Below are 15,545 nucleotides of genomic sequence, written 5' to 3' on the forward strand. Positions count from 1 at the left end.
CTACCAAAACCCCGGCAGCGTCGGCTCCAGCCTTCCGCCTTTTCGCACCGGCGCGATCTTGAGCGCCAGCCCGGTCTCGTCGTCGGTCTCGACCGCGACGCCGCTGAATGTCGCAGCACCCGCCGCCGGTTCGAAACGGCCCGAGGGAATGCCCGTCGTAAAACGCCGCAGCGGCTCTTCCTTCTGCATGCCGATGATCGAATCGTAATCGCCGGTCATGCCGGCATCGGTCATGTAGGCGGTGCCGCCGGAAAGGATTTGGTGATCAGCGGTCGGCACATGGGTGTGGGTGCCGACCACGAGACTGGCGCGGCCGTCGCAGAAGAAGCCGATGCCCTGCTTTTCGCTCGACGCCTCGCAATGGAAATCGACCACGATGGCGTCCGCCGCCTCGCGCAGCGGACAGGCCTCGAGTTCACGGCCGATGACGGCGAACGGGTCGTCGAACGGCGTCATGAAGACGCGGCCGATGGCGTTGACGACCAGCGCGCGCTGGCCGTTCTTGGTGTCGACCAGCGCGGCGCCGCGGCCCGGCGTGCCTTTCGGAAAATTCGCCGGACGAACCAGTCGCGGCGCCCGCTCGATGAACACCAGCGCCTCGCGCTGATCCCACGCGTGGTTGCCGAGCGTGACCGCATCGGCGCCGGCGTCGATGAATTCCTGGTAGATCGACTCGGTGATGCCGAAGCCGCCGGCGGCGTTCTCGCCATTGACGACGACGAGATCGAGCGCCCAGTCGCGGATCATGCCTGGCAGATGCTCTGAGATGGCGGTGCGCCCGGCCCTGCCGACCACGTCCCCGACGAAAAGAATACGCAAGTTGTTAGCTCCGGAAATCGAACACTCGCGTTTCCGTTAGCACATAATCCAGCGCCTCGTCGTGCGACAACGCAGGCACGGCCTCGATTTCCTGCGCGGCAAAGGCGAGGCCGATGGCCGTGATGGCTTTCGCCTTGCGCAAATGCGCCAGGGTGTAGTCGTAATATCCGCCGCCATAGCCGATGCGATGTCCCAGCCGGTCGAATGCGGCCAGCGGCACCAGCATGATATCGGGAACGACTTCGGCGGCGGCGGGCGACGGCTCGGGGATGCCGAGCGGTCCGAGCATCAGCCGGTCGTCGGGAGACCAGGCGCGAAAGGCCAGCGACTTGCCGCGCGCGACGATCGCCGGCAGCGCCAGCAGCACTCCCTCTGCGGCCAGCTTCCGCATCAGGGGAGCGGGATCGATCTCGCCGCGGATCGGCGAATAGCCCGAGACGATCGTGCCGGGCGCGATCTCGATCGGCAGCCCGCGTTTGGCGACGGCCTTTGCCGCGGCGTCGCGCTTCTTGTCGCTGAGCGCGTCGCGCCTGGCGAGAGCTGCGGTGCGGAGATCGGCCTTCGATCGCTCGGTCGGCAAAGTTGGCATCCAGCGCTATGCTTCGCCGTAACCGTCCGCCTCGCTGTCATCACCCGCCAAAGCGGGCGATCCAGCATTCCAGAACGCCTGCGAAGGAACCGCGAAGCCGCGGCGTACTGGATACCCCGCTTGCGCGGGGCATGACGGGAGGAGTCGACGGGACCTACTGAAATAACTCGACGGCAAAAACAAAAGTGCGAAGCCGCGATGGCCGTTGAAGCACTCGATCCCGGAGTTCCCTACGAAAGTAGGTGGGCACCATGTGACCGGATCCACGGACCCGGCCAGGGACAGTTCCCTTAAGGATCGATAAGGCCCCGGGGATATATGGCTCCTGACGCGCGACACAGCTTCGCCCTGCCAATGTAGACACGACGGGACCAAACCGCCAGCGCTAACGGGGGCTTTGGTCAACCAATCGCCACCCCCGCGGCCGATTCCAAGGTTCGGCACCTGCCTCTCAACGCCATTGCGAGCGCAAGCGAAGCAATGACGGAATTACCCAATCGCGACGCCGCCGCCGATGGTGCGGTTGAGGACCTGGGTGGTCTTCTCGATGCGTTCGGCCGCGGAGTTCAGCGCATTGGCCACCGCGATCTGCGTCGCCTTGGCGCGATCGGCCGCGGCGACGCGGACGTCGCGCAAGGCGACGAGTTCTTCCTCGAGATTGCGGATGCGCTGGCCGGAGTCGAGCAATTCGTCGCATACAGTCAGCGCCGCCATCACGGTCAGGCGCGCGTCGCCGATCTCGCCGAACTTGCCGCGCAGGCTCTGGATCCGCGATTCCAGGCTCTCGGCGAGCTTCAGAAGCCGCACCTCCTGGCCTTCCTCGCAAGCCATCCGGTATTGCCGGCCGTTGATGGTGACGTTGATATGGCTCATCCGTCTTCTCCGGGATCGAGTACCGTGCGGATGGTGCTGATCGCCGCATCCAGCCGGTCGGCGATCTCGCGATTGGCGCGCTCCAGCCGGCGCGACTTCACCAGCGATCCGTCGAGTTCGTCGGCAAGCCGCGACCGGTCGGCGCCGAGCGCCTGAATCCGGGCCGCCAACTCGTTCTCGTCACGATCGGCTTCGCGCCGGCGCTCGACCGCACTCTCCAACGCATCGAGCGCCGACATCAGCCGCCGCGTCGCGGCGTCGATATCGGCGAAGACCGGCTCGGCGTGGCCGGCGCCATTGGCAGGACGATCGCTCATGACAGACTGCGCGGACCTTTCATGAGCCGGCCGGGGCGCAAAATCCGCGATCCGGCAAGCGTTTAAGGGGAGAAATTTACGTGGCAAGCGAGGCCAGCGCAACGCCGCTTAGAAGCTATGCACCGCTAAGCAACTTTTCGCACCGGAAGCGCCCTTCCTCGCCTTGGACTCGGGGAACCGAGATGCTATCCAGCCCCTGACTTCCCGTTGCCTTCCGGCACTAACCGCGGCATTCGCACAGGTTGCGGATCGCCACCAAGCACCTCATTTCAAGCGGATTTTCAACATGACGCAGGTTCATTCCCGTATGGCCAATGCGATCCGTGGGCTCGCAATGGACGCCGTCGAGAAGGCGAAATCCGGCCATCCCGGCCTGCCCATGGGCGCCGCCGACATCGCCACCGTGCTGTTCACACAGTTCCTGAAATACGACGCCGCCGACCCGAAATGGCCGGACCGCGACCGCTTCGTGCTGTCGGCCGGGCACGGCTCGATGCTGCTGTATGCGCTGCTGTACCTGACCGGCGACAAGGACATGACGCTCGACCAGATCAGGAATTTCCGTCAGCTGGGATCGCTGACGCCGGGACACCCGGAAAACTTCCACACCAGGGGCGTCGAGACCACGACCGGCCCGCTCGGCCAGGGCATCGCGACCTCGGTCGGCATGGCGCTGGCGGAAAAGATGCTGGCCGCCGAATTCGGCAAGAAGATCGTCAGCCATCACACCTATGTGCTCGCCTCCGACGGCGACCTGATGGAGGGCGTATCGCAGGAAGCGATCGCGATGGCCGGCCACTGGAAGCTCAACAAGCTGATCGTGCTATACGACGACAACGGCATTTCGATCGACGGCCCGACTTCGATCGCCGACTCGGTCGACCAGGTGAAGCGGTTCAAGTCGGCCGGCTGGGCCGCCGAGCGCATCGACGGCCACGATCCCAAGGCGATTGCCGCGGCGATCGCGCGGGCGCAGAAGTCCAACAAGCCGTCGCTGATCGCCTGCAAGACCACGATCGGCTTTGGTGCGCCGAACAAGGCCGGCACCGCGAAGGTCCATGGCGAAGCGCTCGGCGCCGATGAACTGAAGGCCGCCAAGGAAAAACTCGGCATTTCGCTCGATCCGTTCTCGGTGCCGGAGGACGTGCTGAAGGCCTGGCGCCAGGCCGGCAGCCGCAGCAGCGCCGCGCGCAAGGATTGGGAAGCGCAGTTCGCGCAGCTCGGCAACCGCAAGCGCGCCGAGTTCGAACGCCGTATGCGGCACGAGCGGCCGGCTTCGCTGGCCAAGGCGCTGAAGGCCCACAAGAAGGCGCTGATCGAGACGCCCCTGACGGCCGCCACCCGCAAATCATCGGAGGCTGCGATCGAGGCGATCGCAGCGGCGATGCCGATGGAATTCCTGGCAGGCTCCGCCGACCTCACCGGCTCCAACAACAACAAGGCGAAATCCGCGGTCGCCTTCTCCGCCAAGACGCCGAAGGGCCGCTTCATCCATTACGGCATCCGCGAGCACGGCATGGCATCCGCTATGAACGGCATCTTCCTGCATGGCGGTTTCGCGCCGAACGGCGCCACGTTCCTGGTATTCACCGACTATGCCCGTCCGGCGATGCGGCTTGCGGCGCTGATGGGGGCCGGGGTCGTCTACGTGATGACCCATGATTCCATCGGCCTCGGCGAAGACGGACCGACGCACCAGCCGGTCGAGCATCTCGCCGCGCTGCGCGCCATTCCCAATATGCGCGTGTTCCGGCCCTGCGACGCGATCGAGGTGGCGGAGTGCTGGGAACTGGCGCTGAACCGCACCGACGGCCCGACTGTGCTGGCGCTGACCCGCCAGAACCTGCCGCAATTGCGCAACTCGACGCCATCAGAGAATCCCTGCAGCCACGGCGCCTACGAACTGATTGCCGCCCAGGGCGAGGCCAAGGTCTCGCTGTTCGCCTCCGGTTCTGAGGTCGAGATTGCGACTGCGGCGCAGAAGCAGCTGGCCGAGCGCGGCATCGCGTCGCGGGTGGTGTCGGTGCCCTCGCTCGAATTGCTGCTGGCGCAACCGGCGGACCGCCAAAAGGCGGTGATCGGCAATGCGCCGGTCAAGATCGCGATCGAGGCCGCGGTCCGGTTCGGCTGGGATGCCGTGATCGGGCACGATGGTGAATTTATCGGCATGCACGGCTTCGGCGCCAGCGCGCCCGCCAAGGAGCTTTACAAGCACTTCGGAATTACCGCCGAGGCTGCGGTTAACGCTGCCCTGAAGCGCCTGGCGTGAGGGTCGTTCACGGTTGAGCTTGCCCGGAAAAAGGACTAGGAAACCGTCATCTTGACCGTTCTCGCCCGGCCGAACCGGGCGATCCGCCGTAACAACCTCCGTGGACATGCGCCGCGGGGTTGGAACCAGCTATCAGAGGAGAAACGAGCATGACAATCCGGGTCGCGATCAACGGGTTTGGCCGCATCGGCCGCAACGTGCTGCGCGCCATCGCCGAGTCGGGCCGTAAGGATATTGAGGTCGTCGGCATCAACGATCTCGGCCCGGTCGAGACCAACGCCCATCTGTTGCGCTTCGATTCCGTGCATGGCCGTTTCCCAGGCACCGTGACCGTGGACGGCGACTCGATCAGCCTCGGCGACGGCAAGATCAGGGTCTCCGCCGAGCGCGATCCGTCCAAGCTGCCCTGGAAGGAACTCGGCGTCGACATCGCGCTGGAATGCACCGGCATCTTCACCGCCAAAGACAAGGCCTCCGCGCACCTGACCGCCGGCGCCCAGCGCGTGCTGGTCTCGGCGCCAGCCGATAACGCCGACGCGACCGTCGTCTACGGCGTCAACCACGACACGCTGACCAAGGACCACCTGGTCGTCTCCAACGGCTCCTGCACCACCAATTGCCTCGCGCCCGTCGCCAAGGTGCTGCACGACACCGTCGGCATCGAGACCGGATTCATGACCACGATCCACGCCTATACCGGCGACCAGCCGACGCTCGACACCCTGCACAAGGATCTCTATCGCGGCCGCGCCGCGGCGATGTCGATGATCCCGACCTCGACGGGCGCCGCGAAAGCGATCGGCCTGGTGTTGCCGGAACTGAACGGCAAGCTCGACGGCGTCTCGGTCCGCGTCCCCGTCCCGAACGTCTCGGTGATCGATCTCAAGATCGTCGCGCAACGCAAGACCACCAAGGAAGAGATCAACGAGGCGATGAAGCGCGCGAGCGAGCAGCAGCTCAAGGGTATCCTTGGCTACACCACCGCGCCCAATGTCTCGATCGACTTCAACCACGACCCGCATTCCGCGACGTTCCACATGGACCAGACCAAGGTGCAGAACGGCACGCTGGTGCGGGTGATGGCGTGGTACGATAATGAGTGGGGGTTCTCGAACCGCATGGCCGACACCGCCGTGGCGATGGGGAAGAAGCTGTAACTCTTATGATGCTCATGGTTCGAGACGCGCGCCGAGAGGCGCGCTCCTCACCATGAGGGAACCTCATCCTGAGGAGCCGAGCGCAGCGAGGCGTCTCGAAGGATGGCCACACGAGACGCTCGATGACAAAAACATTCCGCACCCTCGATGACGTCGACGTGAAGGGCAAGCGCGTGCTGCTGCGCGTCGATCTCAACGTGCCGATGGAAGACGGCCGCGTCACCGACGCCACACGGCTCGAGCGGATCGCGCCGACCATCACCGAGATCTCCGGCAAGGGCGGCAAGGTCGTGCTGCTCGCGCATTTCGGCCGGCCGAAGGGCCGCGACGCCAAGGATTCGCTGAAGCCGGTCGCATCGGCACTTTCCCACGTCATCCGGAAGCCGGTCGGCTTCGCCGAGGATTGCGTTGGCGAGGCCGCCGAAAAGGCGGTTGGCGCGATGAAGGGCGGCGACATTCTTTGCCTGGAGAATACCCGCTTCCACAAAGAAGAAGAGAAGAACGATCCCGCATTCGTAGCCGAACTCGCAAGACTCGGCGACATCTGGGTCAACGACGCCTTTTCGGCAGCGCACCGCGCGCACGCCTCCACCGAAGGCCTCGGCCACAAGCTGCCGGCCTATGCCGGACGCACCATGCAGGCCGAACTCGACGCGCTCGGCAAAGCGCTGGAAGCGCCGACCAAGCCCGTGATTGCGATCATCGGCGGCGCCAAGGTCTCCACCAAGATCGACCTCCTGGAAAACCTCGTCAGCAAGGTCGACGCGCTGGTGATCGGCGGCGGTATGGCCAACACCTTCCTGCATGCGCAGGGCGTCGGCATCGGCAAGTCGCTGGCGGAGAAGGAGCTGGCGGCGACCGCGCTGCGGATCATCGAGAAGGCGGAAGCCGCCAATTGCGCGATCATCCTGCCCGTCGACGCCGTCGTCGCCTATCACTTCGCGGCCAATGCGCCGGCGCAGGCCTACGGTCTCGACTCGATTCCCGCCGACGGCATGATCCTCGACGTCGGCCCGCAGTCGACCGCGCGGATCCATGCCGCGATCGACGACGCCGCGACGCTGGTCTGGAACGGCCCGCTCGGGGCGTTCGAGATGACCCCGTTCGACCGCGGCACCATGGTGGCGGCCAGGCACGCGGCGGAGCGGACCAGGGCCAAGAAGCTGATCTCGGTCGCCGGCGGCGGCGACACGGTGGCGGCGCTGAACCAGGCCGGCGTGGCCGGCGATTTCACCTATGTTTCGACCGCAGGCGGCGCGTTTCTCGAATGGATGGAAGGGAAACCATTGCCGGGCGTCGAGGTTTTGAAGATACGTTAGACTGGGACGGGCCTTCCAGGCCCCAACGCGGAGAACAGGATACATGGCTCGCATCACGTTGCGTCAATTGCTCGATCACGCGGCGGAACACGACTACGGCGTGCCGGCCTTCAACATCAACAATATGGAGCAGGCGCTCGCGATCATGGAGGCAGCCTCCAGTCTCGATGCCCCTGTGATCATCCAGGCCTCGCGCGGCGCGCGGTCCTACGCCAACGACGTGATGCTCAAGCACATGATGGACGCGGTCACCGAAATCTATCCGCAGATTCCGGTCTGCGTGCATCTCGATCACGGCAACGAGCCCGCCACCTGCATGACCGCGATCCAGGCCGGCTTCACCTCGGTGATGATGGACGGCTCGCTGAAGGCCGACGGCAAGAGCCCCGGCGACTGGGACTACAATGTCGGCGTCACCAAGACCGTCACCGACATGGCCCATCTCGGCGGCATTTCGGTGGAAGGCGAACTCGGCGTGCTCGGCTCGCTCGAGACCGGCATGGGCGACAAGGAAGACGGCCACGGCGCCGAAGGCAAGCTCTCCCACGACCAGCTTTTGACCAATCCAGACGAGGCCGTGAAGTTTGTCAAGGAGACCAAGGTCGACGCGCTGGCGATCGCGATGGGCACCTCGCACGGCGCCTACAAGTTCACCCGCAAGCCGGACGGCAATATCCTCGCCATGAACGTGATCGAGGAAATCCACCGCAAGCTGCCGAACATGCATCTGGTGATGCACGGCTCGTCCTCGGTGCCGCAGGAGCTGCAGGACATCATCAACGCCAATGGCGGCAAGATGAAGCCGACCTGGGGCGTGCCGGTCGCCGAGATCCAGCGCGGCATCAAGAACGGCGTCCGCAAGATCAACATCGACACCGACAACCGGATGGCGATGACCGGCCAGATCCGGAAAGTGCTGAAGGACAATCCGGAAGAATTCGATCCGCGCAAATATCTCAAGCCGGCGATGGAAGCGATGGCGAAGCTCTGCAAGCAGCGCCTGCAGGAATTCAACACCGCGGGCCAGGCCGGCAAGATCAAGAAGGTGCTGACGACGGCGGAGATGGCGAAGCGCTACATCAAGGGCGAGCTCGATCCGAAAGTCGCGTAACCGGCTTCCGGCGGTATTCTCCCGCGCCGCGCGTCTTCTTGGGTTTTGCCCGAGAACGGTCTATTTTGGCCCGCAACACATTGCGTTCGGGAACATTGCGTTCGGGAGGAGGTACCGATGAATCTCGCCGATCTCAACAAGGTTGCGCTGGCGATGGTGACGCCAGGCAAGGGAATACTCGCCGCCGACGAATCGTCCGGCACCATCAAGAAGCGGTTCGACGCCATCCAGGTCGAGTCGACCGAGCAGTCCCGCCGCGACTATCGCGAAATGCTGTTCCGTTCGCAGGAGGCGATGAGCCAGTACATCTCCGGCGTCATTCTCTATGACGAGACGATCTGGCAGGAGGCCAGAGACGGCACCCCGCTGATCAGGCTGATCGAGCAATCCGGGGCGATCCCCGGCATCAAGGTCGATGAAGGCACCCAGGCCCTGCCGGGCTGTCCGGGCGAATTGGTCACGGCGGGCCTCGACAAGCTGGCCGAGAGGCTGAAGAAATATTATGAATGCGGCGCGCGCTTTGCCAAATGGCGCGCGGTGATCGATATCGGCCCGGGCACTAACGGCCCGGGCACTAATGGCCGGGGCATTCCGACCATGACGGCGATCCACGTCAACGCCCATGCGCTCGCGCGTTACGCCGCACTTTGCCAGGCCGCCCAGATCGTTCCTATCGTCGAGCCGGAAGTCCTGATGGACGGCGATCACGACATCGATCGCTGTTATGAAGTGACGCAGCGCGTGCTCGACGAGACGTTCCGGGAATTGCGAGTCCAGCGCGTCGAGCTGGAGGGCATGATCCTGAAACCCAATATGGCGATCGCGGGCAAGAAATGCGCAAAGCAAGCTTCGGTTCAGGAGGTAGCGGAAAAAACCATCCGGCTGTTGAAAGCTTGCGTACCGGCGGCAGTGCCCGGCATCGCCTTTCTTTCCGGCGGGCAGTCCGACGAGGCCGCGACCGCGCATTTGAGCGCCATGAACCGCATTGGTGGCCTGCCGTGGCATCTTACCTTCTCGTACGGCCGTGCGCTGCAGGCCGCGCCGCAGAAAGCCTGGTCGGGCAAGGCGGATAACGTCGCCGCGGGCCAGCGCGCCTTCATCCATCGCGCGCGTATGAATTCGCTCGCGAGCAGGGGCGAATGGAAGGCTGATCTGGAAAAGAAGGCGGCATAGATTTGGCCACTAAACCCGTTCCGCCGCGCCCCGTGCCGCGTCTCTATCTCGCGACGCCCGAGGTAGACGATCCGTCGGCGCTGATCGCAAGCCTGCCGGGGCTGCTGGCCAAGGCGGATGTCGCGGCGGTGCTGGTGCGGCTCAAGCCGACCGACCAGCGCACCATGATTTCGCGGGTCAAGGCGCTGGCGCCTGCGATCCAGGGCAGCGGAGCGGCGTTGCTGCTCGACGGCCATGTCGAGCTGGTGGCCCGCGCCGGCGCCGATGGCGCGCATCTGACCGGCATCGCGGCCATGGAAGAGGCGCTGCCGTCGCTGAAGCCCGACCGCATCGCCGGCGTCGGCGGGCTCTCGACCCGGCACGATTCGATGGCGGCGGGCGAGGCCGGCGCGGATTACGTGCTGTTCGGCGAACCCGATGCCGCGGGACTCAGGCCCTCGGCCGAGGCGATCGCCGAGCGGCTGGAATGGTGGGCAGAACTGTTCGAGCCGCCCTGCGTCGGCTATGCCGCCTCGCGCGAGGAAGCCCATGAATTCGCCGCCGCGGGTGCGGATTTCGTGCTGGTCGGCGATTTCATCTGGAACGACAGGCGCGGCCCGGCGGCGGCTTTGATGGATGCGGAGCAAGCCATCCGGCAGGCGCATGCCGCGGCGTCCGGAAAAGCCAAGGCCGAGCAGGGATAACGCCGGAGATGAAGATCCTGCGTCCCGTATCGATTCTCGCAAGCTGCCTGCTGTGGCCGGCCGGCGCGGTGGCGCAGATCTCGCTGACGCCGCCGGCCGTTGCGACGCCGCCGGCGCAGAGCAAGCCGCAAGAAAAACCCAAGGATAAGCCGAAGCCGCCGGTCGCCGCCAGGAAGCCCGCTCCGGCCGCAACGCCGAAGCCCACGGCAACGCCTGCGCCGACTGCGACCGTCACTCCCGCCCCCGTCTTCGAGGATCCCAACGTCGACCTGGTCTACGGCGCCTATCAGCGCGGGCAATACAAGACCGCCTTCGATCTTGCGAGCAACCGCGCGCAGTTCAACGGCGATCCCAAGGCGATGACCATGCTCGGCGAGCTCTACGCCAATGCGATGGGCGTCAAGCGCGACTATGCGAAGGCGGCCGAGTGGTACAAGCGCGCCGCCGACGGCGGCGACCGCGAGGGCATGTTCGCACTCGCCATGCTGCGACTGGCCGGGCGCGGCGGCCCCGTCAACCGCGAGGAGGCGGTGAAACTGCTGGCGTCCTCGGCCAAGCTCGGCAACCCCAAGGCAGCCTACAATCTTGCCCTGCTCTATCTCGACGGGCAGACGCTGCCGCAGGACGTCCGGCGCGCCGCCGAACTGCTCCGCGTCGCCGCCGACGCCGGCAATCCGGAGGCGCAATACGCGCTCGCCACCTTCTACAAGGAAGGCACCGGCGTCGCCAAAGACATTGATAAGGCGGTTCGGCTGCTGCAGGCGGCGTCGCTGGCCGGCAATGTCGACGCCGAGGTCGAATACGCCATCGCGCTCTACAACGGCACCGGCACCCCGAAGAACGAGGCCGCCGCGGTGGCGCTGCTGCGCAAGGCGGCCAGGCAGAACAGCCCGATCGCGCAAAACCGCCTCGCGCGCGTGCTGGTGAGCGGCCAGGGCGCGCCTGTCGACAAGATCGAGGGCCTGAAATGGCACATTGTTGCGAAAACCTCGGGCAAAGGCGACCCCACGCTCGACGAGGCGCTGGCCGCCCTCAGCCCCGAGGACCGCACCAAGGCCCAGGAGGCCGCCCGCAAATGGCTCGGCACCAAATGAACCGCCTTGACGCCACCCCAACCGCAGGGCACCCAGTCCGAAGCCGATGATGGCATCGGGCCGTTTCTCTCAACAGTACAAGCCGGGATCATGCTGCAATCAGCCCTTATGAACGTCATGGTCAAGGCCGCGCGCCGCGCCGGCCGCAGCCTCAAGCGCGACCTCGGCGAGATCGAGAACCTTCAGGTGTCGCTGAAGGGGCCGGCCAATTTCGTCTCGCTGGCCGACAAGCGCGCCGAGGAAATGCTGCTCGCCGATCTCACCAAGGCGCGGCCGGGCTACGGCTTCATCGGCGAGGAAGGCGGCGTCCGGATCGGCGACGACAAGACCCATACCTGGATCGTCGACCCGCTCGACGGCACCACCAACTTCCTGCACGGCATTCCGCAATTTGCGATTTCGATCGGCCTGCAGCGCGAGGGCACGCTGATCGCCGGCGTGATCTACAATCCCGCCAATGACGAGCTCTATACCGCAGAGCGCGGCAAGGGCGCCTTTCTCAACGACCAGCGGCTGCGCGTCGCCGGCCGCCGCCAGCTCGGCGACTGCGTGATCGCCTGCGGGCTGCCGCATATCGGACGCGGCGACCACGAGCTGTCGCGCCGGGAAATGACCGAAATCCAGAACCGGGTGGCCGGCCTACGCCGGTTCGGCGCCGCCTCGCTCGACATGGCCTTCGTCGCCGCCGGCCGCCTCGACGGCTATTGGGAACGCAACCTGCAGCCCTGGGACATGGCAGCCGGCCAGATCATCGTCCGCGAGGCCGGCGGCACCGTCTCCGGCATCGAAGGCAATGACGACGCGCTGAAATCAGGCAACGTGGTCTGCGGCAACGAATACATCCACGCGGAGCTGGTGAAGATTTTGAAGCCGCTGGGGAAGTGAATTCATTCGTCATGCCCGGACTTGATCCGGGCATCCATCAATCTTCACAAAACGATTTGGCAAGATGGATTGCCGGGTCAGCCCGGCAATGACGGGCTATTGGACGGGCTTCGCAGGCGCTCCCTGCGGCTCCACCGCCACCGCCTCTTCCACCTTCTCCCGATCCCCCGCCAGCACCCGCTGCACCACCACGAAGAACACCGGCACCATCAAGAGCGCCAGCACCACCACGGCGATCATGCCGCCCATCACGCTGGTGCCGAGCGCCTGCTGGCTGGCGCCGCCGGCGCCGGTCGCGATCACCATCGGCAGCACGCCGCAGACGAAGGCAAGGCCGGTCATCAGGATCGGGCGGAAGCGAAGGCTGCAGGCTTCCACCGTCGCCTCGATCAGCGGCTTGCCCTGGGCGCGCAAATCCCTGGCGAATTCGATGATCAGGATGGCGTCTTTCGCGGCCAGCCCGATGATGGTGATCAGGCCGACCGTAAAGTAGACGTCGTTCGGCAGGCCGCGCATTGTCGCCGCCAGCACCGCGCCGCAGATGCCGAGCGGCACTGTCAGCAGCACCGCCAGCGGGATGGTCCAGCTTTCATAGAGCGCGGCGAGACACAGGAAAACCACCAGCGCCGACAGCGCCAGCAGGAACGGCGCCTGCGAGCCCGACAGTTTTTCCTGCAGCGATTGTCCGGTCCATTCATAGCCGAAGCCGCGCGGCAGCTTGCCCGCGAGCCGTTCCATCTCGGCGATGGCATCGCCCGAGGTAAATCCCGGCCTCGCCTCGCCGCTGATGCGCACCGCGGGGTAGTAATTAAAGCCGGCGATCTGCGTCGGCCCCTTCGACCATTCCACCGAAGCAAAGGCGGAAAACGGCACCAGCTGGCCGCGGCTGTTCTTGACGTTGTAGTTGAGAATATCGTCGGCGTTCATGCGGCTGCCGCGATCGGCCTGCACGATCACCCGCTGCATCCGGCCGCGGTTCGGGAAGTCGTTGATGTAGTTCGAGCCGAGATTGGTCGAGATCGTGTTGTTGATGTCCTCGAAGGTGACGCCGAACGCGCCCGCCTTCTCGCGGTCGATCATCAGATTGACCTGCGGTCCCGGCGGCAGGCCTTCGACATAGACCTTTTGCAGGACCCGGCTCGCATTGGCTTCCGCGATCAGCCGGTCGGCGGCGGCGACCAGTGCCGGATAGCCCTTCTGCCCGCGATCCTGCAGGCGGAAGCTGAACCCCGAGGAATTGCCGAGGTTGTCTATCGGCGGCGGCTGCAGCGCGGAAATCCTGGCGTCGCGGATCGACGACAAATCGCGGTTGATGTCGGCGACAATGACGGCCGCCGAATCCTTCGGCCCGCGTTCCGACCAGTCCTTCAGGGTGATGAAGGCCTGGGCGGTGTTGATGCCCTGGCCGAGAAAACTGAAGCCGGTGAGGAACGTCACGGTGTCGACGCCTGCGCGCTGCGCCAGGTATTTCTCGACCTTTTCGACCGCCGCCTCGGTGCGCGCGAACGAGGAGTCCGACGGCGTCTGCACGTCGGTGGTGATGAAACCCTGATCGTCGACCGGGAGAAAGCCGCCGGGAAGGCGAATGAAGGCCCAGCTCAGTCCGAGCAGCAATGCGACGTAGATCAGCATCAGCCGCCCGGTGCGCTTCAGCGACCAGCCCACCGTGCCGGCATAGCGTTCCCTGACGTTGTCGAGGTTGCGGTTGAACCAGCCGAACACGCCCTTGCGGGCAAACACATGCCCGGCCTCGACCGGCTTCAGCAGCGTCGCGCACAGCGCGGGCGTCAGCGACATCGCCAGCAGCGCCGAAAACGCGATGGCGGCGACCATGGTGACCGAGAACTGCCGGTAGATCACGCCGACCGATCCCGGAAAGAACGCCATCGGCACGAACACGGCGATCAGCACCAGCGTGATGCCGATGATGGCGCCCGTGATCTGCGACATCGCCTTGCGGGTGGCTTCCTTCGGCGGCAACCCTTCCTCCGACATGATGCGCTCGACGTTCTCGACCACCACGATGGCGTCGTCGACCAGGATGCCGACCGCCAGCACCATGCCGAACATCGTCAGCATGTTGATCGAATAGCCCGCGGCCAGCAGTGTCGCACAGGTGCCGAGCAGCGCCACCGGCACCACGATGGTCGGAATGATGGTGTAGCGGATGTTCTGCAGGAACAGGAACATCACGACGAACACCAGCAGCACCGCCTCGACCAGCGTCGACAACACCTTCTCGATCGATGCCTTCACCACCGGGGTGATGTTGTAGGGAATGTCGTAGGCGATGTTGGCGGGGAAGAACCGCGACAATTCCTTCATCTTGGCTTCGACCGCGCTTGCGGTAGCCAGCGCATTGCCGGTCGGCGACAGCAGCACCGACAGGCCCGCGGTCGGCCGGCCGTTGAGACGGGTGGTGAACTGATAGCCCATGCCGCCGATCTCGATCCGGGCGACGTCGCGCAGGCGGACGGTCGAACCGTCCGGATTGGCGCGCAGGATGATCGCCCCGAATTCGTCGGGCGAGGAGAGCTGCCCCTTGACCAGAACCAGCGCCGAGATCTTCTGCTCCGGCGTACTCGGCTCGGCGCCGACGCTGCCGGAGGCGACCTGCGCGTTCTGGGCGCTGATCGCCCTGGTCACGTCATCCGCCGTCAGGCCATAGCCGACGAGCCTGGCGGGATCGATCCAGATTCGCAAGCTGCGCTCGGTGGAATAAAGCGTGGCGCGGCCGACGCCGGGAATGCGCCGGATTTCGCCGAGGATGTTGCGGATCATGAAGTCGCCGAGCCCGACTTCGTCGAGACTGCCGTCGGTCGAACGCAGCGTGATGATCTGCAGCACCGCGCTGGAGGCTTCCTCGACCAGGATACCCTGCTGGATGACGGCGCGCGGCAGCCGCGCTTCGACGCGCTTGATGCGGTTCTGCACTTCGACCGAGGCCATGCCGGTGTCGGTGCCCGGCACGAAATTGGCGATGATATCGACCTGTCCCAGCGAGTCGCTGGTGGATTCGAAGTTCAGGATGCCGTTGGCGCCGTTCAACTCCTCCTCGATCAGCCGCGTCACGCTGTTGTAGAGGTTTTCCGGCGAGGCGCCTGGATAGCTGGTCGAGATTGCGATCGAAGGCGGCGCAATGATCGGATACTGCGCCACCGCAAGCAGCGGGATTGCGATCGCACCGATCAGGCAGATGAACAGCGCAACGACCCAGGCGAAGATCGGCCTGTCAATGAAGAAGCTCGGCATCGGC

At 65.2% G+C, this 15,545-nt stretch carries 13 protein-coding genes and 1 other RNA gene; 8 read left to right on the top strand and 6 right to left on the bottom strand.

The genetic code is table 11. The features are described 5' to 3' along the window. The 5 genes from KMZ68_RS22965 to KMZ68_RS22985 all read right to left on the bottom strand — a co-directional run bounded on the left by KMZ68_RS22965 (position 1) and on the right by KMZ68_RS22985 (position 2,598). Positions 1–819: a TIGR00282 family metallophosphoesterase gene (locus KMZ68_RS22965; RefSeq protein ID WP_215613413.1), complete on the bottom strand. Its 819-nt coding sequence runs from the start codon at positions 817–819 to the stop codon at positions 1–3. Positions 820–823: 4 nt separating this feature from the next. Further along, the gene (locus KMZ68_RS22970; protein WP_215613414.1) at positions 824–1,408 is read right to left on the bottom strand and encodes a 5-formyltetrahydrofolate cyclo-ligase; all 585 of its coding nucleotides are present in this window, start codon (positions 1,406–1,408) and stop codon (positions 824–826) included. A 186-nt stretch (positions 1,409–1,594) separates the two neighbouring features. Next, positions 1,595–1,755, bottom strand: a non-coding RNA gene (gene ssrS / locus KMZ68_RS22975) — 6S RNA. A 142-nt stretch (positions 1,756–1,897) separates the two neighbouring features. Then, positions 1,898–2,281 carry a cell division protein ZapA gene (locus tag KMZ68_RS22980; protein ID WP_215603626.1) on the bottom strand — a complete coding sequence of 128 codons (384 nt, stop codon included), beginning with the start codon at positions 2,279–2,281 and terminating at the stop codon, positions 1,898–1,900. After that, positions 2,278–2,598 (bottom strand): DUF4164 domain-containing protein, encoded by a 321-nt coding sequence (locus tag KMZ68_RS22985; protein WP_215603627.1) that lies wholly within the window; start codon positions 2,596–2,598, stop codon positions 2,278–2,280. Before KMZ68_RS22985 ends, KMZ68_RS22980 begins: the two co-directional genes overlap by 4 nt. 286 nt (positions 2,599–2,884) lie before the next feature. On the opposite strand from KMZ68_RS22985, the gene tkt reads away from it, so the two are divergent. The 8 genes from tkt (at position 2,885) to KMZ68_RS23025 (ending at position 12,289) form a co-directional block, all read left to right on the top strand. Next, entirely contained in the window at positions 2,885–4,867 is a 1,983-nt protein-coding gene (gene tkt / locus KMZ68_RS22990) for a transketolase (protein ID WP_215613415.1), read from the top strand. A gap of 149 nt (positions 4,868–5,016) precedes the next feature. Continuing rightward, positions 5,017–6,024 (top strand): type I glyceraldehyde-3-phosphate dehydrogenase, encoded by a 1,008-nt coding sequence (gene gap / locus KMZ68_RS22995; RefSeq protein ID WP_215613416.1) that lies wholly within the window; start codon positions 5,017–5,019, stop codon positions 6,022–6,024. 122 nt (positions 6,025–6,146) lie between these two features. After that, complete coding sequence (locus KMZ68_RS23000) at positions 6,147–7,343, top strand: phosphoglycerate kinase (protein WP_215613417.1); 1,197 nt, start codon at positions 6,147–6,149, stop codon at positions 7,341–7,343. A gap of 43 nt (positions 7,344–7,386) precedes the next feature. Further along, a complete protein-coding gene (gene fba, locus KMZ68_RS23005) occupies positions 7,387–8,454 on the top strand; it encodes a class II fructose-bisphosphate aldolase (protein ID WP_215603631.1) in 1,068 nt (355 codons plus the stop codon). Positions 8,455–8,571: 117 nt separating this feature from the next. Further along, a complete protein-coding gene (locus tag KMZ68_RS23010) occupies positions 8,572–9,627 on the top strand; it encodes a class I fructose-bisphosphate aldolase (protein ID WP_215613418.1) in 1,056 nt (351 codons plus the stop codon). Between the two features lie 2 nt (positions 9,628–9,629). Next, the gene (locus KMZ68_RS23015; RefSeq protein ID WP_215613419.1) at positions 9,630–10,310 is read left to right on the top strand and encodes a thiamine phosphate synthase; all 681 of its coding nucleotides are present in this window, start codon (positions 9,630–9,632) and stop codon (positions 10,308–10,310) included. 8 nt (positions 10,311–10,318) lie between these two features. Further along, on the top strand, positions 10,319–11,404 hold the full coding sequence (locus KMZ68_RS23020; protein WP_215613420.1) for a tetratricopeptide repeat protein: 1,086 nt from the start codon (positions 10,319–10,321) through the stop codon (positions 11,402–11,404). Positions 11,405–11,494: 90 nt separating this feature from the next. Then, complete coding sequence (locus KMZ68_RS23025; protein ID WP_215606835.1) at positions 11,495–12,289, top strand: inositol monophosphatase family protein; 795 nt, start codon at positions 11,495–11,497, stop codon at positions 12,287–12,289. A 96-nt stretch (positions 12,290–12,385) separates the two neighbouring features. Here the strand turns inward: KMZ68_RS23025 and KMZ68_RS23030 are convergent, their stop codons facing one another. Beyond that, positions 12,386–15,541: an efflux RND transporter permease subunit gene (locus KMZ68_RS23030; RefSeq protein ID WP_215613421.1), complete on the bottom strand. Its 3,156-nt coding sequence runs from the start codon at positions 15,539–15,541 to the stop codon at positions 12,386–12,388. Positions 15,542–15,545 lie beyond the last annotated feature (4 nt).

Source organism: Bradyrhizobium sediminis, assembly GCF_018736105.1.
Lineage (GTDB): Bacteria > Pseudomonadota > Alphaproteobacteria > Rhizobiales > Xanthobacteraceae > Bradyrhizobium.